Origin of the sequence: Mycobacterium sp. pUA109 (assembly GCF_041287095.1) — a bacterium.
Lineage (GTDB): Bacteria > Actinomycetota > Actinomycetes > Mycobacteriales > Mycobacteriaceae > Mycobacterium.
This window is the reverse complement of the sequence record NZ_JBGGKS010000021.1, coordinates 80,735-105,123: the sequence shown is the minus strand read 5'-3', so window position 1 is coordinate 105,123 and position 24,389 is coordinate 80,735. Positions and strand designations below refer to the sequence as shown.

Sequence of the window (24,389 nt, the reverse complement as noted above, 5' to 3'; positions counted from 1 at the left end):
CGTAGAGACGAGGACCGGGGCACAGCCCCCCAACCCCTTGACAAAAACCCCTTACGAAGGTGTCCCCGGCCGACACGCCGAGCGAATCACCGGGTTTGCGCACGCTCGCGGCGGAAATTCACCACACGTAGGGCACCAGGCGGTAGTGCACCTTGTGGGTGTACTCGCGGTAGCCGGCCAACTCCTGGCCGAGCAGGGCTTCTTCGTCGCGGATGCGCAGGACGAGCACGATCAGGCCCGGAACGACGAACACCAACCCCCAATACGAGCCGAGCGCCAGCGGGACGCCGACCATCAAGATGATGTTTCCGGTGTACATCGGGTGCCGCACCAGCGCGTACAAGCCGGTCGAGACCACCTTCTGTCCCGCCTCGACGGTGACGTTGGCTGCCGCATAACCGTTTTGGACGATCACCACCATGGCGGAGACCAGTCCGATCACGACCAGGACATCGCCCACCAGCGACACCGTCGCCGGGACCGGCGACCACCCGAAGCGGTGGTCCAGCGCGCTGAGCACGAACATGGCCGGAAAGCAGACGAACACGACCGTGATGAGGATCCGTTGCACCGGGCGGGTCTCCGCCAACGGCCCGGCCCGCAGCCGCCGATCCAGCGCGGCCGGGTTGGTGCGCATCAAATACACGCTGGGGATCCAGGTGGACAGCGCGAACATCGCCAGGAAAACCCAGGCCTGCCAATAGTGGAACGTTCCGGCCGGCAGGAACAGCAGCAACCCGAACGCCGCCAGGCCCAGGGTGGCCGAAACCAATCCTTTACCAAGGGTTTTCATCCTAGCCTCCTCAACACCGCAGATCGCGGCGCCGAAAAGCGACCGCTCCCAGCGCTAGTAACGCCACATCGATGCCCAGCAGCCACAGCAGCGGAACCGCGTCGATGGCGCCGGCGCCCACCCGCGGAATGTGGGCGAACGGTTCGAGGTCCAGCAGCCACTGCGACGCCCCCGACAACGACCCCAGCAGGTACAGCGCAACGAACCCAACCAGCACCCCCCAGGCCACCGGGGTGAACCGGGGAACCACGCCGAACAGCGCGACGGTCACCGCGGCCGCCAGCCACACCGCGGGCAGTTGCACCGCGGCGGTGCCGAGCACGGCGGGCAGCTTGCCGCCGACATCGTCGGCGGCGACGCCGTAGGCGAGCCCGGCCACCCCGCCGGCCAGCAGCAGCGCCGCCGCCGATCCGCCCAGCGCAAGCACCAGATGGCTTGCCAGCCAACGCGGCCGGCTCACCGCACCGGCCAGCAGCGGCTCGGCGCGCTGGCCCGTCTCCTCCTGATGGAGCCGCAGGGTCAACGAGATCGCGAACGCGGCGGCCACCATGCCCAGCATCGAAAACGCGACCGCGACGAAGGCCTGCTCCAACGCCCCGGTGCCGCCCATCCGGACCACGATGTCGTGCGCGGTCCCGCTGGTGCCCAACTCGTCGCCCAGACCGTGCACAATGCTGCCGATCAGCAGGCCGTACAGGCCCAACCCCACCGTCCACAGCAGCAGCGCGCCGCGGTCCAGCCGCCAGGCCAACCCGGCGGCGCCCCCCAGCGTGGGGGTCGCCCGGGCGGGGCCGGGACGTTCGGCGATCAGCCCGGCGCCGACGTCGCGGCGGGCCAGCAGCCGGTAGGACAACGCGGTGAGCAGGGTCGCCGTCGCGACATGCAGCCCCAGCACCCACCACCGTTCGCCCGCATACGGGCGCACCAGCAGCGACCAGCCCAGCGGGGACAGCCATGACAGCGTGCCGGAGCCGGCATCTCCGACCGCGCGCAGGGTGAACGCCGCGCCCAGCACGCTAAACGCGGTGCCCCGCGCGACCCGGGCGCTTGCCGACAGCTGCGCGGCCACCGCGGCGACCGCGCTGAACACCAGTCCCGAGCCGGCCAGCGCCGCCCCGTACGCCAGCGACCCGCTGGCCGCCACGTCGGTGGTCAGCAGGCCCGCCGCGCCGATCACCCCGGTGGCGAGCGACGCCCCGAATCCCACCAGCAGCGCGGCGGTCAGGCTGGCGTAGCGGCCCACCACGGTCGAATCGATCAGCTCGGTGCGGCCGGTCTCCTCATCGGCGCGGGTATGCCGAATTACGGTGAGAATGACCGCGACCGCGATCAGCAGATGGAACATCCCGGCCTTCCAGATGCCAACCGCGCCGAGGCTGTCGTTGTGGACCTGACCGTACAACGCCCGCTGGGCCGGGCTGGCCATGATCGAGGCCGCGAACCCGGCGCGCTCGGCCTGATCCGGGTACACCTTCGCGACGCTGGCGATGTAGACGCTGGACAGCGGCACCGACAGCAGCAGCACCCACAGCGGCAGCACCACCCGGTCGCGGCGCAGGTAGAGCCGCAGCAGCCCCAGCGTGCCGGTGAGGTGCGAACTGCGGTGGGCCGCTTGGCGGTCCGGCGGCCGATCCAGTGTGGCGGTCACCGCCGCACCTCCTGGGGTTCGCGCTGCCCGTCGCCGGTGTCGTAGTGGCGCAGGAACAACTCTTCGAGCGTCGGCGGCTGGCTGACCAAGCTACGGACCCCGGCGTCGCCGAGCGCCCGGATGAGTTCGCCGAGGCTGGCGCTGTCGACCTGGGCCCGCAGCGTGGAGCCGTCCATGGTGACGTCGCCCACCCCGGGAATCCGGGTGAGATCACCGGGATTCCGGGCCAGCTCGGCTTTGATCGAGGTCCGGCTCAGGTGGCGCAAGGAGTCCAACGAGCCGCTTTCCACGGTCTGGCCGGCCCGGATGATGGTGACCCGTTCGCACAGCGCCTCGGTTTCGGCCAGGATGTGGCTGGACAGCAGCACCGTTGCGCCACGGTCCCGTGCTTCGCCGACGCACTGCTGAAAGACGTTCTCCATCAACGGGTCCAGTCCGCTGCTCGGCTCATCCAACAGCAGCAGCCGGGCCCGGGAGGAGAACGCCGAAATCAGCGACACCTTCTGCCGGTTGCCCTTGGAGTAGGTGCGGGCCTTCTTGTGCGGGTCCAACTCGAAGCGGTCGATCAGCTCGGCCCGGCGCTGCTCGTCGATGCCGCCGCGCATGCGGGCCAGCAGGTCGATGGTTTCGCCGCCGGTGAGGTTCGGCCACAGCGTCACATCGCCGGGCACGTAGGCGATCTGGCGGTGCAGGCCGACCGCGTCGGTCCACGGGTCGCCGCCGAGCAGCCGAACGGTGCCGCCGTCGGCCTTGACCAGACCCAGCAGGATGCGGATCGTCGTCGACTTCCCGGCGCCGTTGGGGCCCAGGAAGCCGTGCACCTCGCCGTGGCGCACCGTCAGGTCGAGGCCGTCCAACGCGCGCACCGCGCCGAAGTTTTTGGTCAGGCCCCGGACTTCGATGGGGGAGTCGTTACCCGGCATTGGCTTCTCCTTGGTCGGCGTCGTGTTGGGCCAGGAAGGCGTCGTACATCGTTCGGTCGGCCAGCAGGCCTTCGGTGGAGACCTCCAGGGCCGGCAGCACCATGTCTTGGGCGTAGTCGCGCAGCACCGCACGTAGGTCGGTGGGGGTCTCGTGCATCTGCAGATACAGCAGGAATCCGCCGCCACCGGTGATCGCCAGATACTTCGCGCGGGCTTGCGGATCGCGGCTGGGTTTGACGGTGCCGGCGCGAACACCTTCGTCGAGGTACTCCGCGGTGTTGTCGAGCATTCTGCGCCACAACGTCTTCGCCAACGGGCTACCGGACTGCATGCTGCGCACCAGGTAGGCCATCAGCGGCGCGTAGGACTCGATCTCGGCCATCTGAGCGAACCAGGTGGCGGGATCGGTGGACTGGATGGCCGCGGACTTCTCCTGGCGGATCTCCTCGGCGATGTAGTCGTCGCAGGCCTGCAGCAGGCCGTCCTTGGAGCCGAAGTGGTGGATCACCAGCGCCGCGCTCACCCCGGCGGCGTCGGCGATGGTGCGCAGACCCACCCCGAAGCCGTGCTGACCGAACTGCTCGATCGCCGCATCGCGAATCCGGGCGCTCGTCGTCAGGTCGGTTGAACGCATGTTTAATAGCTTAAACACGCGTTCAATCACACGTCAAGCATCGAGCGCGAGCCATTGGGCCCTTCTCGGGACGCCCCGCCGGGGTGAAAACGGGCTTGGTTCGCATTCCCAACGCCGAAAGTGCGTGCACGCAGGAGTCCTCTCGAACTTCTGCTGTGTAAGCGCACTTTCGCTGCTTGGCCGGGGGATTTGCCGGTGAGCGTGCGCAGAATGCCAGCTCGGACCGGCCTGGGGCGTGCAACTGCGCACGCTCGCGGGGTGAAGCTCGAGGGAAGGGAAAGCTAGTCGCGCACGGCGGCCAGCAGGCCGTCGCCCAGCGGGATCAGCGCCGGGGTGAGCCGTTCGTCTTCGGCGATCAGCCGCGCCGCCTCCCGCACCGCGGTCACCTCCCGGTCGTGGGCGGTCGGGTCGCCGGCGCGCCCGCCCAGCGCGGCGCGGTGCACGACGACGACGCCGCCGGGGCGCAGCAGCCGCACCGCCTCCACCACATAGCTGGGCTGGTCGAGCGGGTCGGCGTCGATGAACACCAGTTCGTAGGACTCGTCGGCGAGCCGGGTCAGCACCTCCTGGGCCCGGCCGCTGATCAACCGCATCCGGGACGGGCCGATGCCGGCCTCGGCGAACGCTTGCTTGGCGATCCGCTGATGCTCGGGCTCGATGTCGATCGTGGTCAACACGCCGTCCTCGCTCATCCCCGACAGCAACCACAAGCCGCTGACCCCGGCGCCGGTGCCGACTTCGACGACGGCTTTGCCGCCGCTGAGCTTGGCCAGCAGGCTCAGCAGCGCCCCGACCGCCGGTGTGACCGCGCCGACGCCGATGTCGTCGGCGCGGTCGCGGGCCGCCGCCAGGATCACGTCCTCGGTGATCGACGCCTCGGCGTGCGCGGAGATGGCGTCGGCTTGTCGGGACGAGGTCGCCTGATCGGAGGGGTGGTTGGTGCTGGCCATGCCCGCAGCGTAGGTCCAATCGGGGTCGGTGCCGAGCAGGCGCGCCCACACACCGCGACACGCCCGAGCCGTCATCGTCGCCGAAGCCGAGTCAAGCAGAGTATCTGCAGCGCAATGGGGTTACCAGATGGTTTCTTAGTCAATGTTCAGTGCGGGCACATAGCCGCCACACGCCGGTGCGAAATGGTAGCGGCATGGAACGTGGTCGGAGCTGGTCCGGGAATACGCGCGAGCCGCATCGCGTTGGCCCGGTTGATCGGCTGCCAACCCCTGGCACCACCGAGTTGGAGGATCTGAACATCACCACACTGATGAGTCCGGTCAGCATGTCCCATCCAGAACAGCGCCACGATGTTGACTGGGTCGAGCCGTCCGAGGAGCTGCAGGGCACTGCGGTGTTCGACGCGACGGGGGACAAGGCGACGTTGCCGTCCTGGGACGAGTTGGTGCGCCAACACGCCGACCGGGTGTACCGGTTGGCCTACCGGCTTTCCGGTAACCAGCACGACGCCGAAGACCTGACCCAGGAGACGTTCATCCGGGTGTTCCGCTCGGTGCACAACTACCAGCCCGGTACCTTCGAGGGCTGGCTGCACCGCATCACCACCAACCTGTTCCTGGACATGGTGCGTCGCCGCGCCCGCATCCGGATGGAGGCGCTGCCCGAGGATTACGACCGGGTGCCCGCCGACGAACCCGACCCCGAGCAGATCTACCACGATTCCCGGCTGGGCCCTGACCTGCAGGCCGCCCTGGACTCGCTGCCGCCGGAGTTCCGGGCCGCGGTGGTGCTGTGTGACATCGAAGGTCTGTCGTATGAGGAGATCGGCGCCACCCTGGGGGTGAAACTGGGCACGGTGCGCAGCCGCATCCACCGCGGCCGCCAGGCGCTGCGCGACTACTTGGCGGCGCACCCCGAGCACCACGACGGCGTCACCGCCGTCAGCTGAGGCCGAATCCGTCCCGGCCATGCCGTCCCGACGCGAGCCGTTCCCGCGTGTCCGGTGGGTGTCACCGCGCTACATTCGAGGTAGTGCGCTGGCAGAATCGATCCGGGATGCGGAGAGGAGTAGGTGATGGCCGACCGGGGACAAGTGTTCCGCCGCGCGTTCTCCTGGCTGCCGTCCCAGTTCGCCTCGCAAAGCGACGCCCCGGTCGGCGCGCCGCGCCAATTCGGTTCCACCGAGCATCTGTCCACCGAGGCGATCGCCGCCTTTGTCGACGGTGAGCTGCGGATGAACGCGCACCTGCGCGCCGCCCACCACCTGTCGTTGTGCGCGGAATGCGCCGCCGAAGTCGAAGGCCAGAGCCGGGCCCGGGCGGCGCTGCGCGATTCTCGGCCGATCAGCATCCCCAGTAACCTGCTCGGCCTGTTGTCGCAGATTCCGCACACCCCGCCGCCGGACCCCGAACCCACCCAGCTGCCCGATCAGTTCGCCGACGGCGGTACGCGTGAGCGCCGCAAGCGCCGGTAGGGTGAGTCCAACCGCCGCGCTCGGGCCCGTAGTGTGCGTTTACTGCGCTCAGAAGAGGATGACGTGAGCACCAACCAGGAAACTCCCGGCCGTCACCGCCTGGAACCGCGCCCCATCTACCGTCCGCCGGTCGACCCCGCGTCGCGCCAGGCGTTCGGCCGCCCCGCCGGGGTCGACGGATCGTTTGTGGCCGAGGGGCTGCGCGCGCGCAAGTACGCCGACCAGGGCGAGTTCACCCCGCACGACCTGCCGCCGGACCCGGTGCTGGCCGAAGCGTTCGGTCGCCCCTCGCCGACCGCCGAATCGCTGCAGCGCCACCCGGCCGATGCCGGCGCGCTGGACGGCGACAAGGACCGCGACCTGCTGGAGGAACCCGACGACCCGTGGCGCGATCCGGGCGCCGGTGCCGCGTTGGGCACCCCGGCGCTGGCACCGCCGCCGGCCCACGTCAGCGGCAGCCTCGACAAACTCGGGGTCCGCGATGTGTTGTTCGGCGGGCGGGTGTCCTATTGGGCGCTGGCGGTGCTCGGTGTGCTCGCCCTGCTGATCGGATTCGTCGGCGGCTGCTTCGGCAGCAAATCGGCCGAGTACGTGGAGGCGCTCACCAAATCCAAGGTGACGCTGTCCACCGCCGGCAACGCCGAAGAGCCCGCCGGCCGGTTCGCCAAGGTCGCCGACGCGGTGGCCAACTCGGTGGTCACCATCGAGGTGGTCAGCGACGAAGAGGGCATGCAGGGCTCCGGGGTGGTGATCGACGGCAAGGGCTACATCGTCACCAACAATCACGTCATCTCCGAGGCGGCGCTGAACCCGGGCAAGTTCAAGATGACCGTGGTGTTCAACGACGGCAAAGAGGTGCTGGCCAACCTGGTCGGTCGCGACCCCAAAACCGACCTGGCGGTGGTCAAGGTCGACAACGTCAACAACCTGACGGTGGCCCGGCTCGGCGACTCCGACAAGCTGCGCGTCGGCGACGAGGTGCTGGCGGCCGGGGCGCCGCTGGGGCTGCGCAGCACCGTCACCCACGGCATCGTCAGTGCGCTGCACCGCCCGGTGCCGCTGTCCGGGGAGGATTCCGACACCGACACCGTGATCGACGCCGTGCAGACCGACGCCTCGATCAACCACGGCAACTCCGGTGGCCCGTTGATCGACATGGACTCCAACGTGATCGGGATCAACACCGCCGGCAAGTCGCTGTCCGACAGCGCCAGCGGGCTGGGGTTCGCGATCCCGGTCAAAGAGATGAAGACGGTGGCCGAAACCCTGATCCGCGACGGCAAGATCGTGCACCCGACGCTGGGCGTCAACGTCCGCTCGGTGAGCAACGCGGTGGCCTCCGGCGCGCAGGTCGCCAACGTCAAGCAGGGCAGCCCGGCGGAGAAGGGCGGCATCCTGGAAAACGATGTGATCGTCAAGGTCGGGGACCGCAACGTCGCCGACGCCGACGAGTTCGTCGTCGCGGTGCGGCAGCTGGCCATCGGCCAGGACGCCCCGATCGAGGTGGTCCGCGAGGGCCGGCACGTCACGCTGACGGTGAACCCGGCGGCGGGTCCGGAGGGCTAAGTGTTCGCCAACGTCGGCTGGGGCGAGATGCTGGTGTTGGTGGTGGTCGGGCTGGTGATCCTGGGCCCCGAGCGGCTGCCCGGCGCGATCCGGTGGAGCGCCAACGCGCTGCGGCAGGCCCGCGACTACCTGTCCAGCGCGACCAGTCAGCTGCGCGAGGAGATCGGCCCAGAGTTCGACGACCTGCGTGAACCGCTGTCCGAGCTGCAGAAACTGCGCGGGATGACCCCGCGGGCGGCGCTGACCAAACATCTGCTCGACGGCGACGACTCGCTGTTCACCGGAAGCTTTGACCAGCCGACGACGGCCCCCCCGGTCACTCCGGCCCCGCCGACTCGGCCGGAGACCGGTCCCACCCCGTTCGACAGCGACGCGACGTAGCCCGGCCTAGGCCACGAGCAGACGCAAAGCACCCCAAAACGCCCGTTTTGGGGTGCTTTTGCGTCTGCTCGCCGCGGGCTACTTGGGTGTCGGGGCCACACCCAGCGACATCCCGGCCAGGCCGCGGCGGCGCGACGCCAGGGTGTCGGCGATGGAGCGCAGTTCCTTGCTGACCGCCGCGTCGGGGTGGGCCAGCACGATCGGAACGCCGGCATCGCCGGCCTTGACGATCTCCGGATCCAGCGGGATCTGACCCAGCAGCGGCACCTCGGCGCCGACGGAGCGGGACAGCCGCTCGGCCACTTGCTGACCGCCGCCCTCGCCGAACACCTGCAATGTCGACCCGTCCGGCATCAGCAGCCCGGACATGTTCTCCACCACCCCGGCGATGCGCTGGCGGGTCTGCAGCGCGATGGCCCCGGCGCGTTCGGCCACCTCGGCGGCGGCCAGCTGCGGCGTGGTCACCACCAGGATCTCCGCGCCCGGAATCAGCTGGGCCACGGAGATGGCGATGTCGCCGGTGCCCGGGGGCAGATCCAGCAGCAGAACGTCCAGGTCGCCCCAGTACACGTCGGCCAGGAACTGCTGCAGCGCGCGGTGCAGCATCGGGCCCCGCCACACCACCGGGGTGTTGCCCTGGGTGAACATCGCGATCGAGATGACCTTCACCTCGTGGGCGATCGGCGGCAGGATCATCGACTCGACTTGGGTGGGGCGCTCGGTGGTGCCCATCATCCGGGGGATGGAATGCCCGTAAATGTCGGCGTCGAGCACCCCGACCGACAGCCCGCGGGCCGCCAGCGCCGCAGCCAGGTTGACGGTCACGCTGGACTTACCCACCCCGCCCTTGCCGGATGCGACGGCGTACACCCGGGTCAGCGAGCCGGGCTGGGCGAACGGGATCACCGGTTCGGCGGCGTCGCCGCGTAGCCGTTTGCGCAGTTCGGTGCGCTGCTCGTCGCTCATCACATCCAGCGTGACGGTGACCGCGCCGGTGCCCGGAACGTCGGCGACCGCCCGGGTGACCCGCTCACTGAGCTCGGCTTTCATCGGACAACCGGCGATCGTCAGGTAGATCCCCACGTTCACTTCGCGGTTGGGGCCCACCTCGATGCCCTTGACCATGCCGAGTTCGGTGATCGGGCGCCGCAGCTCGGGATCGATCACCTTGGCCAGCGCGGCGCGGATCGCGGCGGTCAGGTCGGGGTCGGTATCGCGAGGCTCAGACATCACCGCCGAGTCTAGGCGCCCGCCGCTACCGGTCAGTAGTGACGTTGGTTAGTTCACCGGACCGGGGGCCGGGCCCGGGGCCGGACCGAGCGGTGCCGGCACCGGCACCGGCGCCGCCGGGCCGAACGGGCCCGGCGGGGGCGCATCGGCCGGCGGCGCCCCGAACGGCGGCAGCGGCGCGGGCGGTGCCCCGAACGGCGGCAGCGGATCGGCGGGCGGCGGAGCCTGGGGTTCGATGCAGATCACCGAACAGTTCGGCGACCGCGCCGGCGCCGACGGCGACCCGGGCAGCTGGGCCGGCCAACCCGGGTACGGGCCGGCGGTCGGGGAGGGGCCGAGGTCGATCAGCGGCATCCGGGCCAGCGGGTCGGTGGGCGGCAGGCCGTTGAAGTTCAGCGGCAACGCCGGTCCCAGGCCCTCCGGGTGCTCCAGGTGGGCGTCGCCGATCGGCGGCGGTGGTCCGGTGAGCGGCGGCAGATCCAGCGGGACGACACCGGTGGCGTAGGCGGCGGCCCAGCCCAGCACGTTGCGGGCGTAGGGCATCGAGTTGTTGTAGCGCAGGATGGCGGTCAGCACCTGCGACTGGTCGCGCAGGTTCAGCCCGCCGCTGCACAGGTAGCGGGCGGCCGCCAGGGTGGCGTCGTACAGGTTTTGCGGGTCGGCCACGCCGTCGCCGTCGCCGTCGGAGGCGTACCGCGCCCAGGTGCCCGGCAGGAACTGCATCGGGCCCATGGCGCGGGCGTAGACCACCCGGCCGGGTGCGCGGCTTTGCACAATGACCTCGTTGCCGGGCAGGGTGCCGTCCAGCGAGGGACCGTAGATCGGCCGGACCGCGGTGCCGCGGGCGTCGGTGGCGCCGCCGTTGGCGTGCATGGATTCGATGCGCCCGATCCCGGCCAGCAGGTTCCAGCTGATGCCGCAGCCCGGTTCGGCGACGGCCATCTGCTGTTCGGCGTTGCGGTAGGCGGCCAGCGCCATCCCCGGAATCCCCAGCATGCCCGGCGAACTCACCACGATCGCCGGCGGCGGCGCCGACGCGGCGGCCGCCGCGACTTTGAAGCTGGTCGGCGGCCGGGTGACCGCCACCACCGCCGGACCGGACGGGTCCGCGGGGGCCGGAGCGACGGCGGCCAGCGGGGTGACCGCGGCGTCGCGCACCGGCGGGGAAAACCGCGGCGCCCCGCCGCCGACGGCGCCGACGAAGACCAGCGGGGTGATCACCGCCAAGCCGCACAGCGGTGACCGGGTGACCCGGGTCGCCCGCTGCCGTATCGCATCCCACGCGCGGGCTGCGCCCCTGGTGAGGGCCGAGGCCGCGCCCCAACTTCCCCCTATGCGCACTCGACCGTCCTCAGAGCTTCTCGGAACCGCAGGTGAACTCCGTCACCATACATAACTGCTGTGACCTCAGTGGCAACAATGCCCGAGCTCACAGTCAATTGGGACGGGTGGCGTGCCGGTCCACCGGTTGTTCCCGCTCCGCGGGTTTCGTCGGCTGCAGCCCCTCCAGCAGTTCACGCAGGTCATCCAGTTCGTGGCGCAGGTAGTCGCGGGTGGCGACCTCGCCGATTGCGAGCCGCAGCGCGGCCAGCTCCCGGGCCAGGTATTCGGTGTCGGCCTTGGTCTGCGCGGCGCGCCGACGATCCTCCTCGAGCGCGACCCGATCCCGGTTTTCCTGCCGGTTTTGCGCCAGCAGGATCAGCGGCGCCGCGTACGCCGCCTGGGTGGAGAACGCCAGGTTGAGCAGGATGAACGGGTAGGGATCCCAGCGCAGACCGGCCGCGGACAGGTTCAACGCGATCCACACCACCACGATGACGGTCTGCAGTGCCAGATAGCGCCCGGTGCCGAGGAACCGGGCGAGGGACTCGCCGATTTGGGCTAAGGCCTCGACGTCGACCTGCGGCGCGGACACCCGCGAGGTGCGCGGGGTGGACAGCCGCTGGCGCGCCGAACGGACGCTCACGACGGGCCTCCAGCCGTTTCCAACTCGGGTTCGTCGAGGGTTTCGCGCCAGTCGTGGGGCAGCAGGTGGTCGAGCACGTCGTCCACGGTGACCGCGCCCAGCAGGTGATTCTGCTCATCGACCACCGGCCCGCACACCAAGTTGTAGGCCGCGAAATAGCGGGTCAGCGCGCCGAGCGAAACCTCCGGGGTCAGGCTGGGCAGGTCACTGTCGATGATCCCGCCCACCAGTTCGGCGGGTGGTTCGCGCAGCAGCCGCTGCAAGTGCACACATCCCAGGTAGCGTCCGGTTGGGGTGGCCGTCGGGGGGCGGGTCACAAAGACCAGTGACGACAACGCCGGGGTGAGGTCGGGGTCGCGGACCCGGGCCAGCGCTTCGGCGACCGCGGTGTCGGGGGTCAGCACCACCGGGTTGGAGGTCATCAGGCCGCCCGCGGTGTCCGGGGAATGTTTCAGCAGGCGCCGTACCGGGTCGGAGTCCCCCGGATCCATCCGGGCCAGAAGGGTTTCGGCTTCGGTGGGGTTCATCACACCGAGCACGTCGGCGGCGTCGTCGGGGTCCATCGCCTCCAACACGTCGACCGCGCGCTTGGTGTCCAGATGCCGCAACAGGTCGGTCTGGTCATCCTCGGGCAGCTCCTGCAAAACGTCGGCCAACCGCTCATCATCGAGCGCCTTGACCACCTCGTAGCGGCGTTTGGCCGGTAGCTCGCGGACGGCGTCGGCCACCTCGATCGGTCGCCACCCTTCGAACTGCTGCAGCAACTGCGCCACCGCCTGGCCCGGCATGGCCAGCGCCGACGGGGTCAGACCCTGCACGGTGTGCCAGTCGACGACGTGCGCGGCGGTCCGCCGGCCCAGCCGGCGCTGGTTGCGGACGGCGACGCGGGTCACCAGCCAATCGCGGGACCGCGCCTGCTCGATGCCCAGGTCGGTGATCACCACCTCGATGCCGGCCAACTGCGGCAAGTCGGGATCGTTGACCCGCACCGGGGTATCGAGCACCTGCCCCAGCGCCAGCACCTCGCCGGGTCGCTGGGCGAACCGGCGCAGCGACACGTTGGCGGTGTTGAGCGATACCGCGTTGGGTTCGATCGCCGCGACCCGCAGAATCGGCACGAAAATCCTTCGACGGTTCAACAGTTCGACAACCAGTCCGAGGACGCGCGGCTGCTGCTGGCGCACGATGCTGATGCTGACCACGACATCGCGGACCCGCCCGACGGATTCGCCAACCGGCCCTAGCACCGGCATGCGCGCCAGTCTCGCCACGTACACCCTGTTGACCGACGCCATGGTTCAAAGGGTAGGAGTAAATCCGTGGATAACGCGTATCGGCCCCGCCGAACCTGCCTTTCGGTGCCGGGCAGCAGTCAGAAGATGATCGACAAGGCCAAGAGCCTGCCCGCCGACGAGGTGTTCCTCGATCTGGAGGATGCCGTCGCCCCGGATGCCAAGCCCGCGGCCCGCACCCGGGTGGCGGCCGCGTTGGCCGCTCCGGGCTGGGCCGGGCAGCTGCGCGGGGTGCGGGTCAACGACTGGACCACCCCGTGGACGCACGCCGACGTGATCGAGGTGGTGACCGCGGTCGGGGCGGCGCCGAACGCCCAGCTTGACGTGGTGGTGTTGCCGAAGGTCAGCGACGTGTCCCACGTTCAAGCGCTCGATCTGCTGCTGACCCAGTTGGAGATCAGCCACGGGCTGCCGGTCGGCCAGATCGGCATCGACGCGCAGATCGAGGACGCCCGCGGATTGCTCAACGTCGACGCCATCGCCGCGGTGCCGCGAGTGCAGGCGTTGGTGCTGGGGCCCGCGGACCTGATGGCCAGCCTGAACATGCGCACCCTGGTGGTCGGCGAGCAACCCGAGGGCTACGACGTCGGCGACGCCTACCACCAGGTGCTGATGACGATCCTGATCGCCGCCCGCGCGCACGGCATCGCCGCGATCGACGGCCCGTACCTCAAGGTCCGCGACGTGGAGGCGTTTCGGCGGGTGGCCGGGCGCTCGGCGGCACTGGGCTACGACGGGAAATGGGTGCTGCACCCGGATCAGATCGCGGCCGGCAACGAGATTTTCAGTCCGCGCCAGGCCGAATACGACCACGCCGAGCTGATCCTGGAGGCCTACGAGTGGCACACCTCCAGTGCGGGCGGGGCCCGCGGCGCGGTGATGCTCGGCGACGAGATGATCGACGAAGCCAGCCGCAAGATGGCGTTGGTGGTCGCCGCCAAGGGCCGCGCCGCCGGGATGCGGCGGCTCTCCGACCCGTTCGAGCCGCCGAGCTAAGCGCGCCGGCACGGCGGTGCGCCGAGATTGACGCCACGGAGCAGAAGTTCGAGTGCCGAGCCGCGTGGTGTCAATCTCGGCGACCGGACCCCAACGCCTAGTACGTGCGGCTGTCGTTGATCGCGCCGAGGAACCCGGCGAAGAAGAGAAGCGCGATCAGCGCAATCACCACGGCGCCGACGATGACCCCGGCCAGCGCCATTCCACGACCCTCCTGACCGGTTGTTTTGACTTGCTGCATGGCCACGAGCCCGAGGATCACTCCGACGATCGCGGTAACACCGCAGGTGAACAGCCCGGCGAGCGAGCAGATCAGCGACCCGATCGCCATCCCGTTCGTTCCGGATTGCGCGACCGGACGGTACGGGTCGTAGCCCCCGGGGTAGGCCGGGTAGGCGGGGGGACCCGGGTACGGCGGCGGGTAGCCGGGCGGAGCCGGCGGGTAACCGGCCGGTGGCGGCGGGTAACCGGGCGGCCCCGGCGGAGGCGGCGGGTAGCCCGGCGGGTACTCCGGATAGTCGATCGGCGCGTAGGGGTTCGGCGGTGGCTGCTCGGGGTAGCCGGACTCGCCGGAGGTGCTACCCGGACCTGTCATGGTGTTCAACCTAGCCGACCTGCCGGTGGTGCGTGGTCGTTGTGTTGGCCAGGGGCGTGCCGGTGGCCGGACCGTGGTCGGCTTGGCTAGCCTGGGAGCCATGACGGGCCCGTTCCAGCCTGGACAGACACCGGCCACCGCGGCGGGTCGCGGCGGCGGCGCCAAGTTGCCGACCCCGCCCAAGGGCTGGCCGATCGGGTCGTATCCCACCTACGCCGAGGCCCAGCGCGCCGTCGACTACCTGTCCGACCAGCAGTTCCCGGTGCACCAGGTGACCATCGTCGGGGTCGACCTGATGCAGGTCGAACGGGTCACCGGCCGATTGACCTGGCCCAAGGTGCTCGGCGGCGGCGTGTTGACCGGGGCCTGGCTGGGCCTGTTCATCGGGCTGGTGTTGGGCATCTTCAGCCCGCACCCCTGGTCGGCGCTGGCGACCGGGTTGATCGCTGGGGTGTTCTTCGGGTTGATCACGTCGTCGATCCCGTACGCGATGGCGCGGGGCACCCGGGATTTCAGCTCCACCCTCCAGTTGGTCGCCGGCCGCTACGACGTGCTGTGCGATCCCCAGAACGCCGAGCAAGCTCGGGATCTGCTGGCGCGCCTGACCATCTGAGGCCGCGGACAGCAGAAGTGTTGCGGATCACGCCCACGGACCTCTACGGTTCTGGCGCGGAACAATCCTTTGAGGGATGAGAGGCGGTGTCGTGGCGAGTCGTCGCGGGCGCGCACGCCGGCTGGGCGCGGCCGCGCTGGCGGCGCTGACCGTCGGATCGGCGGTGTCGGGCTGCGGCTCGGCCGACACCGGCCTCACGATCAGCCTCTACACCCCGGGCACCGACTCCGCGACCTTCACCGCGATCGCCAAACGCTGCTCGGACCAAGCCGGCGGACGATTCAGCATCCGCCAGATCAGCCTGCCCCGGTCCGCCGACGAGCAGCGGCTGCAACTGGCCCGTCGGCTCACCGGCAACGACCGCACCCTGGACGTGATGGCGCTGGACGTGGTGTGGACCGCCGAGTTCGCCGAAGCCGGGTGGGTGGTGCCGCTGTCCGACGATCCGGCCGGGCGGGCCGAGACCGACGCGACCACCAACACCCTGGCCGGTCCGCTCGCCACCGCCCGCTGGCGGCAGCGGCTGTACGCCGCACCGCTGACCACCAACACCCAATTGCTGTGGTACCGAGCGGATTTGATGAACAAGCCGCCGACGACCTGGGATGCCATGGTGGCCGAGGCCACCCGGCTGCACACCGCGGGGCAACCCAGCTGGATCGCCGTGCAGGCCAAACAGTACGAGGGCCTGGTGGTGTGGTTCAACACGCTGCTGGACAGCGCGGGCGGCCGGGTGCTCTCCGAGGACGGCAAAACCGTCACCCTGACCGACACCCCGGCGCACCGGGCCGCCACCGTCAAGGCGTTGCAGATCATGAAGGCGGTGGCCACCGCGCCCGGCGCCGACCCGTCGATCAGCCAAACCGATGAGGGCACCGCACGATTGGCGCTGGAGCAGGGCAACGCCGCACTGGAGGTCAATTGGCCGTTCGTGCTGCCGTCCATGCTGGAGAACGCGGTGAAAGGCGGGGTGGCGTTTTTGCCGCTCAACCGCAATCCGGCGCTGGCCGGCAGCATCAACGACGTCGGCACTTTCACGCCCAGCGGCGACCAGTTCCGCATCGCCTACGATGCCAGCCGCCAGGTGCTGGGCTTTGCGCCCTACCCGGCCGCGCAGCCGGGCCGGCCGGCCACGGTGACCATCGGCGGGCTGAACCTGGCGGTGGCCAAAACCACCCGGCACCAGGCCGTAGCGTTTGAAGCCGTGCGCTGCCTGCGCAATGTCGCCAACCAGAAGTATGTCTCGATCGAAGGGGGCCTTCCGGCGGTGCGGACCTCGCTGTATGACGACCCGCAATTCCAGGCCACCTATCCGCAGCACGCCGTCATCCGCCAGCAGCTCAGCCACGCCGCGGTGCGGCCGGCGACGCCGGTGTATCAGGCGGTGTCCACCCGGATCTCGGCGACGTTAGCGCCGATCACCGCGATCGACCCGGAGCGCACCGCCGATGCGCTGAGCGTGCAGGTGCAAAAGGCCATCGACGGCAAGGGGTTGATCCCGTGACCGCACCCGTCACCCCGGCGGCCGGCACCGATGACCGCCGATCGCAGCGGCGGCTGGCGTTGCTGTTGGTCGCTCCGGCGGTGATCCTGATGCTCGCGGTGACCGCCTACCCGGTCGGGTACGCGATCTGGCTGAGCCTGCAGCGCTACAACCTGGCCACCCCCGGTGACACCGCGTTCGTCGGCCTGGACAACTATGTGACGACGCTGACCGACCGGTACTGGTGGACCGCGTTCGCGGTGACCCTGGCGATCACCGTCGTCTCGGTCACCGTCGAACTGGTGCTGGGGATGGCGCTGGCGTTGGTGATGCACCGCACGTTGTTCGTCAAGGGGGTGGTGCGCACCGCGGTGCTGGTGCCCTACGGCATCGTCACGGTGGCCGCGGCCTACAGCTGGTATTACGCGTGGACCCCGGGCACCGGGTACCTGGCCAATCTGCTGCCGCACGGCAGCGCGCCGCTGACCGAGCAGATCCCGTCGCTGGGCATCGTGGTGCTGGCCGAGGTGTGGAAGACCACACCGTTTATGGCGCTGCTGCTTTTGGCCGGGCTGGCGCTGGTACCCGAGGATCTGCTCAAGGCCGCCCAGGTCGACGGCGCCGGCGCCTGGCGGCGCCTGACCAAGGTCATTTTGCCGCTGATCAAACCCGCCATCCTGGTGGCGCTGCTGTTTCGCACCCTGGACGCGTTCCGCATCTTCGACAATATCTACGTGCTCACCAATGGCTCCAACAACACCGGCTCGGTGTCGATCTTGGGCTACGACAACCTGTTCAAGGGCTTCAATGTGGGTCTGGGATCGGCGATCTCGGTGCTGATCTTCGTCTGCGTCGCGCTGATCGCGGTGCTGTTCATCAAGGTGTTCGGCGCCGCGGCCCCGGGGGCCGAGCGGGATGGCTGAGCAGGTGGGCGGCCGGGGCCGGGCGGCGGGCTGGGTGGTGATCGACGCCCTGGTGGTGCTCTACGCGTTGTTCCCGGTGCTGTGGATCTTGTCGCTGTCGCTCAAACCCACGTCAACGGTCAAGGACGGCAAGCTGATTCCGTCGTCGATCACGTTGGACAACTACCGCGGCATCTTCTCCGGCGGGTTTTTCACCTCGGCGCTGGTCAATTCGATCGGCATCGGACTGATCACCACCGTGATCGCGGTGGTGATCGGCGCCATGGCGGCCTACGCGGTGGCGCGGCTGGCCTTTCCCGGCAAGCGGGCGTTGATCGGCGCGGCGCTGCTGATCGCCATGTTCCCGCAAATATCGCTGGTCACACCGCTGTTCAACATTGAACGGGCAACCGGGCTGTTCGACACCTGGCTGGGACTGATCATTCCCTACATCACGTTCGCGCTGCCGCTGGCGATCTACACGTTGTCGGCGTTCTTCGCCGAGATTCCCTGGGACCTGGAGAAGGCGGCCAAGATGGATGGCGCCACGCCCGGGCAGGCCTTCCGCAAGGTGATCGCGCCGCTGGCCGCACCCGGGGTGGTGACGGCGGCGATCCTGGTGTTCATCTTCGCCTGGAACGACCTGCTGCTGGCGCTGTCGCTGACCGCCACCAAAGCCGCGATCACCGCGCCGGTGGCGATCGCGAACTTCACCGGCAGTTCGCAATTCGAAGAGCCGACCGGATCCATTGCCGCCGGCGCGATGGTGATCACCGTCCCGATCATCATCTTTGTTCTAATCTTCCAACGACGGATTGTCGCGGGATTGACCTCCGGCGCGGTGAAGGGATAGCGATGGCCGAGATTGTGTTGGATCACGTGACCAAGCGTTACCCCGACGGCGCCGCCGCCGTGCAGGACCTGTCGCTGACCATCGCCGACGGTGAGTTTCTCATCCTGGTCGGGCCGTCCGGCTGCGGTAAATCCACCACCTTGAATATGATTGCCGGCCTGGAAGATATCTCCTCGGGGGAACTGCGCATCGGCGGCGAGCGGGTGAACGAGAAGGCTCCCAAGGATCGCGATATCGCGATGGTGTTCCAGTCCTACGCGCTTTACCCGCACATGACGGTGCGGCAAAACATCGCGTTCCCGCTCACCTTGGCCAAGATGAAGAAGGCGCAGATCGCCGAGAAGGTCGAGGAGACCGCGAAAATCCTCGATCTGACTGAGCTACTGGACCGCAAACCGGCGCAGCTTTCCGGGGGGCAGCGGCAGCGGGTCGCCATGGGCCGCGCCATCGTGCGCCACCCCAAGGCGTTCTTGATGGATGAGCCGCTGTCCAACCTCGACGCCAAGCTGCGGGTGCAGATGCGCGGGGAGATCGCCCGGCTGCAGCGCCGGCTGGGCACCACCACGGTCTATGTGACGCACGACCAAACCGAGGCGATGACGCTGGGCGATCGGGTGGTGGTGATGCACGGCGGTGTGGCGCAACAGATCGGCGCCCCCGACGAGCTCTACGAGCGGCCCGCCAACCTGTTCGTGGCGAGCTTCATCGGCTCGCCGGCGATGAACTTCTTCCCGGCCACGTTGACCCCGACCGGGGTGAGCCTGCCGTTCGGTGAGGTGACGTTGACCCAGCCGGTCTACGACGCGGTCACCCAGCATCCGACACCGGACAACGTCATCGTCGGGGTGCGGCCCGAACATCTCGTCGATGCGGCGTTGATGGACCGCTATCAGCGCATCACCGCGGTCACCTTCGAGGTGAAGGTCGACATGGTGGAGTCGTTGGGCGCCGACAAATACGTGTATTTCACCCTTGCCGGTTCCCACGTGGAGTCAGCGCAACTGGCCGAGCTGGCCGCCGAATCCGACGGCGGCGACAGCGAACTGGTGGCCCGGGTGCCGGCCGGGTCGAAGGCCGCCAAGGGCCAGTCCATCCAATTGGCCGTCGACGCCGCCAAACTCGTGATCTTCGACGCCGACTCCGGTGTCAACCTCACGATCCCGCCCCCGCCCGACGCGTCGTGAGTGCGCCGTTGGCTACGGTGCGCGAGCACCTAGTGGGCCACTTCACCCGGGCCGGCATCGACGCGCCGCCCGCAGCGGCCAGCGTGACGTTTCTGGGCACCGAACCGGTGGAGGTGCTGCGGTTCGGCCCCGATGCCGACCGGGTGGTGCACTACGTGTCGCTGGGCTGTTCGCGGCATCCGATGACCGACGCCGCCGACATGGTGGCTGACCCGCTGCGCGGCCCGCGCGCCGAAGTTGTGCTGCGGCTGCGTGATCCGGGTCCGGCGACCGGGTTAGCCCGCAGCCTGGCGGTGCTGGCCGCGGCGCCGGTGGTGGAGGGGGTGGTACTGACCGTCGACGCGCTGATCGACCTGGGGTCGCCGCTGTGGGCCGAGGCGCCGTTCACGGCGGTGTTGTTGGGCGACAGCGGTATCGGGGAGGCGGCGTTGCCGCCGCCGTGCGAGCCGGTGCGGTTCCTATCGGCGACGCCGATCACCGCGACCGAGGCGGCCTGGGTGCGGCTCAAGGGCGCCGAGGCCCTGCGCGAGGCCTGGCACACCGACGGCGTCGACGTGCTCGACCCGCGGCGCCGCGCCGCCCAGCCCGGCTGACCGGACGTTCCCCGCGAGCGTGCGTGTCTCCGGCCGACACGCCGGGCAAATTACCGGGTTTGCGCACGCTCGCGCCACGGCGAGCGTCGCCGTCTACAACCAATCGTTGTGGCGGAAGGTGCGGTACAGCACCACCCAGATGCCCACCATCACCAGCAGCGTCACCGGATAGCCCCACTCCCACCGCAGCACCGGCATGTTGGCGAAGTTCATGCCGAAGATGCCGGCGATCAGGGTGGGCACCGCCAACATGGCCGCCCAGGCCGAGATCTTGCGCATGTCGGCGTTCTGCTGCATGCCGACCCGGGCCAGCGCCGCCTGCACCAGCGAGCTCAGCATGTCGTCATAGCTGGTGATCCGGTCGGCGGCCTGAGCCTGGTGGTCGGCGACGTCGCGCAGGTAGCGACGCACCTCCTTGGAGATCAGATCCTTGTACTCGGTCTGCATCCGCTGAAACGGGACCGATAGCGGCGCGACGGATCGGCGCAATTCGACGACCTCGCGTTTGATCTGATAGATCGGTTCGACGTCGGTCCGCTGTCCCGGCGCGAACGCCACCTCCTCGATGGTGTCGATATCGTCTTCCATCAGGTTGGTGACTTCGCGATAGTGGTCCACCACATGGTCGGCGATCGCGTGCATCACCGCATACGGTCCCAGCCGCATGTGTTGCGGGTCGGCGTCCATGCGTTTGCGCACCTCGGAGAGCCCGCCGTGTTCACCGTGGCGGACGGTGACCACGAAATCCTTGCCGACGAAGATCATGATTTCGCCGGTCTCCACGATCTCGCGGGTCAGCACCTCCGAGTCGTGCGCGACGTAGTTGACGGTCTTGAGAACCAAGAACACGGTCTCGTCGTAGCGTTCCAGCTTGGGGCGCTGGTGGGCGTGCACGGCGTCTTCGACGGCCAACGGGTGCAGCCCGAAAACGTCTGCCACGCCCTGCATTTGGGTTTCGTCGGGTTCGTGCAGGCCGATCCAGGTGAACGCGTCCTGGCCGGCCTGTTCGATCTCATGCACCTTGGCCTGCGCCGCGGAATGCGTGAATTTGCCGGGCAATCGCACCCCGTCGACGTAGACGCCGCAGTCGACCATGGCGCGCTCAACCGGTATCGGAGCCCGCTCGACTTCGGTCGATGAGTCGTGGTGCGCGCCGCGCAGCGACGGCGGCAGCGAACGAAACGACGGCATGGTCCGGTCTCCCTTGAGCAGGTCACCTCAATCGCGAAACTCCGATACCTGACGCTCAAATGCTACTCGTCAGTACGGTTCGCACGGCACCCGCGGCGCTGCCGTGTCCACCTCGGTGCAGTACCCTGACGCGGTGGCAGAAACGGAGCCGTTTGCGCATCTAGTTATCGGTGACGAGGAAATCTTCTCCGCTCATGTTGGCGGGAAGTTGGCCGTCGAACTGAAAACGCCGTTGGACACCCAGCGCGCGTTGTCCATCGCCTACACCCCCGGGGTGGCGCAGGTCAGCCGGGCGATCGCCGCGGACGTGACGCTGGCCGCCCGCTACACCTGGGCCAACCGGTTGGTCGCCGTGGTCAGCGACGGCAGCGCGGTGCTGGGCCTCGGGGACATCGGTGCGGCGGCGTCGCTGCCGGTGATGGAGGGCAAAAGCGCGCTGTTCAAGGCGTTCGGCGGGCTGGACTCCATCCCGATCGTGCTGGACACCAAGGATCCCGACGAGATCGTGGAGACCCTGGTGCGGCTGCGGCCCACCTTCGGCGCGGTCAACCTGGAGGACATCTCCGCACCGCGCTGCTTCGAGATCGAGCGCCGCGTGATCGAGGCGCTGGACTGCCCGGTCATGCACGACGACCAGCACGGCACCGCCATCGTGGTGCTGGCCGCGCTGCTGGGTGCCAGCGCCGTGCTCAACCGGGACATGGCCGGGCTGCGTGTGGTGGTCTCCGGCGCCGGGGCCGCCGGGGTGGCCTGCACCAACATCTTGTTGGCCCGCGGCATCTCCGACATCACCGTGCTGGACTCCAAAGGCATCGTGCACGCCGGCCGCGGCGACCTGAACAGCATCAAAGCCGAGATCGCGGGGCGCACCAACCCGGCGGGCCGCACCGGCGGGCTGGCCGAGGCGCTGGCCGGCGCCGACGTGTTCCTGGGGCTGTCGGCCGGGATCGTGCCCGAAGACCTCATCGCCTCGATGGCGCCGAACGGGATCGTGTTCGCGTTGTCCAACCCGATCCCCGAGATCCACCCCGACCTCGCCAAGAAGTACGCGGCCGTCGTCGCCACCGGGCGCAGCGACTTCGCCAACCAGATCAACAATGTGCTGGCGTTCCCGGGTGTCTTCCGCGGCGCGTTGGACGCCGGTGCGCGGCGCATCACCGAACGGATGAAGGTGGCCGCCGCCGAGGCGATCTTCTCGGTGGTCGGCGACGACCTGGCGCCCGACCACATCGTGCCCAGCCCGCTGGACCCGCGGGTCGGGCCGGCGGTGGCCGCCGCGGTCGCCGCGGCCGCCGCCGATCAAGTGTCGCCAGCAGGTGCTGCCGACTAACGTTCGCCGGTGGGTCGCAGGTCCGTTAGCCCTGCTGGCCCTGGTGGCCGCCGGCTGCGCCGGGCCACCTGCGCCCCCGTCGCTGGCCGTCGGGACGACGGCCGACCCGGAGTTCGTGGTGCTGGCGCACCTGTACGCCGGGGCGTTACGCGGCTCGGGGGCTCCCGCCCATGTCAGCACCGGGGCCGATCCGGTCGCCGAGCTGAGCTCCGGGTCCCTGGATGTGGTGCCCGCGCTGACCGGACGGCTGCTGCGGACGTTCATCCCCAACCCCACCGTGCGGTCGGACAAGCAGGTCTACCGCGCCATGATCGCTGCGTTGCCCGAGGGCATCGCGGCCGGTGACTACACCACCGCCGCGGAGGACAAGCCCGCGCTGGTGGTCACCAAGGCCACCGCGCAGGCCTGGGACAGCGCCGACCTGTCGGCACTGGTCCGGCACTGCGCCGGGTTGGTGCTCGGGGCCACCCGGGGCGGCCGCACCCCGGCGGCGGTGGGGCAGTGCCGATTGCCCGCCGCCCGCGACTTCCCCGACGACACCGCGCTGTTTGCGGCGCTGCGGGCTGGACAGCTGACCGCGGCGTGGTCGAGCACCGCCGCCCCGGACATCCCCGCGGACCTGGTGGTGTTGGCCGATCGCGAGCCGCCGCTGGTGGCGGCGGAGAACGTGGTGCCGCTGTATCGCCGCAACGAGCTGCCCGAACGGCAGCTGCTGGCGATCAACGAGGTGGCCGGGGTACTGGACACCGCCGCCCTGGTCGACATGCGCCGCCGGGTGGCCGACGGCGCCGACCCGCAAGCCGTCGCCGACGGCTGGCTGGCCGAACACCCGCTTGGCCGCTGACCGCGGGCTTTACCGCGACGCCGGCATCATCCGGCCGGTCACCGCGGAGAACAACCGCTGGTATCCCGAACCGGTGATGCGCACGATCAGGTCGAGCACCCGGGCGTCGGGGCCGATGAGCACCCGAGCCCGGTTCTTGCGGACACCCTCGAGGATCACCCGCGCCGCCTTCTGCGGGGAGGTGGACGCCAGCCGCTTGTCGAAGAACTCGGCGAGCTCGTTGGCGTCGACCCCCTCGGCGGCGGTCGCGTTGCGCGCGATCGCGGTTTTGATGCCGCCCGGGTGCACCGTGGTCACTTTCACCGGGTGGCCGGCCAAGGCCATCTCCTGGCGCAGCGCCTCGGTGAAGCCGCGGACCGCGAATTTCGCCGAGTTGTAGGCGGCCTGGCCGGGCACCGAGAACAACCCGAAGATGCTGGACACGTTGACCACATGCCCGTCCCCGGAGGCGATCAAGTGCGGCAAAAACGCCTTGGTGCCGTTCACCACACCCCAATAATCGACGTCCATCACCCGCTCGATGTCCTTGAACTGGCTGACCTCGATATCACCGGTGAAGGCGATGCCGGCGTTGTTGTAGATCTGGTTGACCTTGCCGAAGTGCTCGTGGACCGCGTCGGCGTAGGCGATGAACGCCTCGCGTTCGGTGACGTCGAGCCGGTCCGCCTTGACCGGTGCACCGATCGCCTTGAGCTCCTTCTCGGTCTGCGCCAGCCCCTCCAGGTCGACATCGCTGATGGCGAGGCGAGCCCCGGACCGGGCCAGCTCAATGGCCAATGCCTGGCCGATACCCGAACCCGCGCCGGTGACGACGGCGACTTTCCCGGCAAACCCCTGCATGCGCCCACTCCCTACGTGTTCAGTCGGTCGATGCCAGGCTAGCCGGTACCGGCGGTACCTTCTTGCGCGGGTGGCCCCGAATTTCGGTGACGGGCCCTGACCGCCGT

The 24,389-nt window shown here is 69.3% G+C and carries 25 protein-coding genes; 13 read left to right on the top strand and 12 right to left on the bottom strand.

All coding sequences use genetic code 11. The annotated features are described in order from the left end of the window. Positions 1 to 118 precede the first annotated feature (118 nt). The 5 genes from ACAG26_RS21850 to ACAG26_RS21830 all read right to left on the bottom strand — a co-directional run bounded on the left by ACAG26_RS21850 (position 119) and on the right by ACAG26_RS21830 (position 4,948). Positions 119 to 793, bottom strand: a complete 675-nt coding sequence (locus ACAG26_RS21850; RefSeq protein ID WP_370485161.1) for an isoprenylcysteine carboxylmethyltransferase family protein — start codon at positions 791 to 793, stop codon at positions 119 to 121. A 10-nt stretch (positions 794 to 803) separates the two neighbouring features. Next, on the bottom strand, positions 804 to 2,441 hold the full coding sequence (locus ACAG26_RS21845) for an ABC transporter permease (protein WP_370485160.1): 1,638 nt from the start codon (positions 2,439 to 2,441) through the stop codon (positions 804 to 806). Continuing rightward, complete coding sequence (locus ACAG26_RS21840) at positions 2,438 to 3,364, bottom strand: ATP-binding cassette domain-containing protein (RefSeq protein WP_370485159.1); 927 nt, start codon at positions 3,362 to 3,364, stop codon at positions 2,438 to 2,440. Before ACAG26_RS21840 ends, ACAG26_RS21845 begins: the two co-directional genes overlap by 4 nt. Further along, positions 3,354 to 3,998, bottom strand: a complete 645-nt coding sequence (locus tag ACAG26_RS21835) for a TetR family transcriptional regulator (protein WP_370485158.1) — start codon at positions 3,996 to 3,998, stop codon at positions 3,354 to 3,356. The genes ACAG26_RS21840 and ACAG26_RS21835 overlap by 11 nt, the downstream gene beginning before the upstream one ends. Positions 3,999 to 4,279: 281 nt before the next feature. Next, on the bottom strand, positions 4,280 to 4,948 hold the full coding sequence (locus ACAG26_RS21830) for an O-methyltransferase (RefSeq protein WP_370485157.1): 669 nt from the start codon (positions 4,946 to 4,948) through the stop codon (positions 4,280 to 4,282). 194 nt (positions 4,949 to 5,142) lie between these two features. Between ACAG26_RS21830 and sigE the strand changes: the two genes are divergently transcribed. From sigE to tatB, 4 genes are all read left to right on the top strand, one after another. Beyond that, on the top strand, positions 5,143 to 5,898 hold the full coding sequence (sigE, locus tag ACAG26_RS21825) for an RNA polymerase sigma factor SigE (protein WP_370485156.1): 756 nt from the start codon (positions 5,143 to 5,145) through the stop codon (positions 5,896 to 5,898). Between the two features lie 126 nt (positions 5,899 to 6,024). Next, on the top strand, positions 6,025 to 6,423 hold the full coding sequence (gene rseA / locus ACAG26_RS21820) for an anti-sigma E factor RseA (RefSeq protein ID WP_370485155.1): 399 nt from the start codon (positions 6,025 to 6,027) through the stop codon (positions 6,421 to 6,423). 63 nt (positions 6,424 to 6,486) lie between these two features. Next, positions 6,487 to 7,989 carry a S1C family serine protease gene (locus ACAG26_RS21815; protein WP_370485154.1) on the top strand — a complete coding sequence of 501 codons (1,503 nt, stop codon included), beginning with the start codon at positions 6,487 to 6,489 and terminating at the stop codon, positions 7,987 to 7,989. Continuing rightward, positions 7,990 to 8,370: a Sec-independent protein translocase protein TatB gene (gene tatB / locus ACAG26_RS21810; protein ID WP_370485153.1), complete on the top strand. Its 381-nt coding sequence runs from the start codon at positions 7,990 to 7,992 to the stop codon at positions 8,368 to 8,370. It begins immediately after the preceding gene. Between the two features lie 78 nt (positions 8,371 to 8,448). On the opposite strand, the gene ACAG26_RS21805 is transcribed toward tatB, so the two are convergent. The 4 genes from ACAG26_RS21805 to ACAG26_RS21790 form a co-directional block, all read right to left on the bottom strand. Next, positions 8,449 to 9,600, bottom strand: a complete 1,152-nt coding sequence (locus ACAG26_RS21805) for an Mrp/NBP35 family ATP-binding protein (protein ID WP_370485152.1) — start codon at positions 9,598 to 9,600, stop codon at positions 8,449 to 8,451. A 48-nt stretch (positions 9,601 to 9,648) separates the two neighbouring features. Further along, entirely contained in the window at positions 9,649 to 10,941 is a 1,293-nt protein-coding gene (locus ACAG26_RS21800) for a lytic transglycosylase domain-containing protein (RefSeq protein ID WP_370485151.1), read from the bottom strand. Positions 10,942 to 11,035: 94 nt separating this feature from the next. Beyond that, positions 11,036 to 11,566, bottom strand: coding sequence for a DUF1003 domain-containing protein (locus tag ACAG26_RS21795; protein WP_370485150.1), 531 nt, complete (start codon positions 11,564 to 11,566; stop codon positions 11,036 to 11,038). Then, positions 11,563 to 12,861 carry a magnesium transporter MgtE N-terminal domain-containing protein gene (locus ACAG26_RS21790; protein WP_370485149.1) on the bottom strand — a complete coding sequence of 433 codons (1,299 nt, stop codon included), beginning with the start codon at positions 12,859 to 12,861 and terminating at the stop codon, positions 11,563 to 11,565. Before ACAG26_RS21790 ends, ACAG26_RS21795 begins: the two co-directional genes overlap by 4 nt. Positions 12,862 to 12,885: 24 nt before the next feature. Here ACAG26_RS21790 and ACAG26_RS21785 point away from each other — a divergent pair, with 24 nt between their 5' ends. Further along, positions 12,886 to 13,854, top strand: coding sequence for a CoA ester lyase (locus ACAG26_RS21785; protein WP_370485148.1), 969 nt, complete (start codon positions 12,886 to 12,888; stop codon positions 13,852 to 13,854). A 97-nt stretch (positions 13,855 to 13,951) separates the two neighbouring features. On the opposite strand, the gene ACAG26_RS21780 is transcribed toward ACAG26_RS21785, so the two are convergent. Continuing rightward, positions 13,952 to 14,449: a DUF4190 domain-containing protein gene (locus ACAG26_RS21780; protein ID WP_370485147.1), complete on the bottom strand. Its 498-nt coding sequence runs from the start codon at positions 14,447 to 14,449 to the stop codon at positions 13,952 to 13,954. A 100-nt stretch (positions 14,450 to 14,549) separates the two neighbouring features. Here ACAG26_RS21780 and ACAG26_RS21775 point away from each other — a divergent pair, with 100 nt between their 5' ends. From ACAG26_RS21775 to ACAG26_RS21750, 6 genes are all read left to right on the top strand, one after another. Continuing rightward, positions 14,550 to 15,062: a general stress protein gene (locus ACAG26_RS21775; RefSeq protein WP_370485146.1), complete on the top strand. Its 513-nt coding sequence runs from the start codon at positions 14,550 to 14,552 to the stop codon at positions 15,060 to 15,062. A 91-nt stretch (positions 15,063 to 15,153) separates the two neighbouring features. After that, complete coding sequence (locus ACAG26_RS21770; protein ID WP_370485145.1) at positions 15,154 to 16,566, top strand: extracellular solute-binding protein; 1,413 nt, start codon at positions 15,154 to 15,156, stop codon at positions 16,564 to 16,566. Continuing rightward, on the top strand, positions 16,563 to 17,468 hold the full coding sequence (locus tag ACAG26_RS21765) for a carbohydrate ABC transporter permease (RefSeq protein WP_370485144.1): 906 nt from the start codon (positions 16,563 to 16,565) through the stop codon (positions 17,466 to 17,468). Before ACAG26_RS21770 ends, ACAG26_RS21765 begins: the two co-directional genes overlap by 4 nt. Next, on the top strand, positions 17,461 to 18,300 hold the full coding sequence (locus tag ACAG26_RS21760; protein ID WP_370485143.1) for a carbohydrate ABC transporter permease: 840 nt from the start codon (positions 17,461 to 17,463) through the stop codon (positions 18,298 to 18,300). The genes ACAG26_RS21765 and ACAG26_RS21760 overlap by 8 nt, the downstream gene beginning before the upstream one ends. A gap of 2 nt (positions 18,301 to 18,302) precedes the next feature. Next, positions 18,303 to 19,484, top strand: a complete 1,182-nt coding sequence (locus ACAG26_RS21755) for an ABC transporter ATP-binding protein (RefSeq protein ID WP_370485142.1) — start codon at positions 18,303 to 18,305, stop codon at positions 19,482 to 19,484. After that, the gene (locus tag ACAG26_RS21750; RefSeq protein WP_370485141.1) at positions 19,481 to 20,077 is read left to right on the top strand and encodes a suppressor of fused domain protein; all 597 of its coding nucleotides are present in this window, start codon (positions 19,481 to 19,483) and stop codon (positions 20,075 to 20,077) included. Before ACAG26_RS21755 ends, ACAG26_RS21750 begins: the two co-directional genes overlap by 4 nt. A 93-nt stretch (positions 20,078 to 20,170) precedes the next feature. Here ACAG26_RS21750 and corA read toward each other — a convergent pair whose 3' ends face one another. Further along, the gene (gene corA / locus ACAG26_RS21745) at positions 20,171 to 21,268 is read right to left on the bottom strand and encodes a magnesium/cobalt transporter CorA (protein ID WP_370485140.1); all 1,098 of its coding nucleotides are present in this window, start codon (positions 21,266 to 21,268) and stop codon (positions 20,171 to 20,173) included. 133 nt (positions 21,269 to 21,401) lie between these two features. Between corA and ACAG26_RS21740 the strand changes: the two genes are divergently transcribed. Together ACAG26_RS21740 and ACAG26_RS21735 are read left to right on the top strand one after the other, a co-directional pair. Then, the gene (locus ACAG26_RS21740) at positions 21,402 to 22,598 is read left to right on the top strand and encodes an NADP-dependent malic enzyme (protein ID WP_370485139.1); all 1,197 of its coding nucleotides are present in this window, start codon (positions 21,402 to 21,404) and stop codon (positions 22,596 to 22,598) included. Beyond that, entirely contained in the window at positions 22,585 to 23,442 is an 858-nt protein-coding gene (locus ACAG26_RS21735) for a glycine betaine ABC transporter substrate-binding protein (protein ID WP_370485138.1), read from the top strand. Before ACAG26_RS21740 ends, ACAG26_RS21735 begins: the two co-directional genes overlap by 14 nt. A gap of 9 nt (positions 23,443 to 23,451) precedes the next feature. Here ACAG26_RS21735 and ACAG26_RS21730 read toward each other — a convergent pair whose 3' ends face one another. Beyond that, positions 23,452 to 24,282 carry an SDR family NAD(P)-dependent oxidoreductase gene (locus tag ACAG26_RS21730; protein ID WP_370485137.1) on the bottom strand — a complete coding sequence of 277 codons (831 nt, stop codon included), beginning with the start codon at positions 24,280 to 24,282 and terminating at the stop codon, positions 23,452 to 23,454. Positions 24,283 to 24,389: the final 107 nt, after the last annotated feature.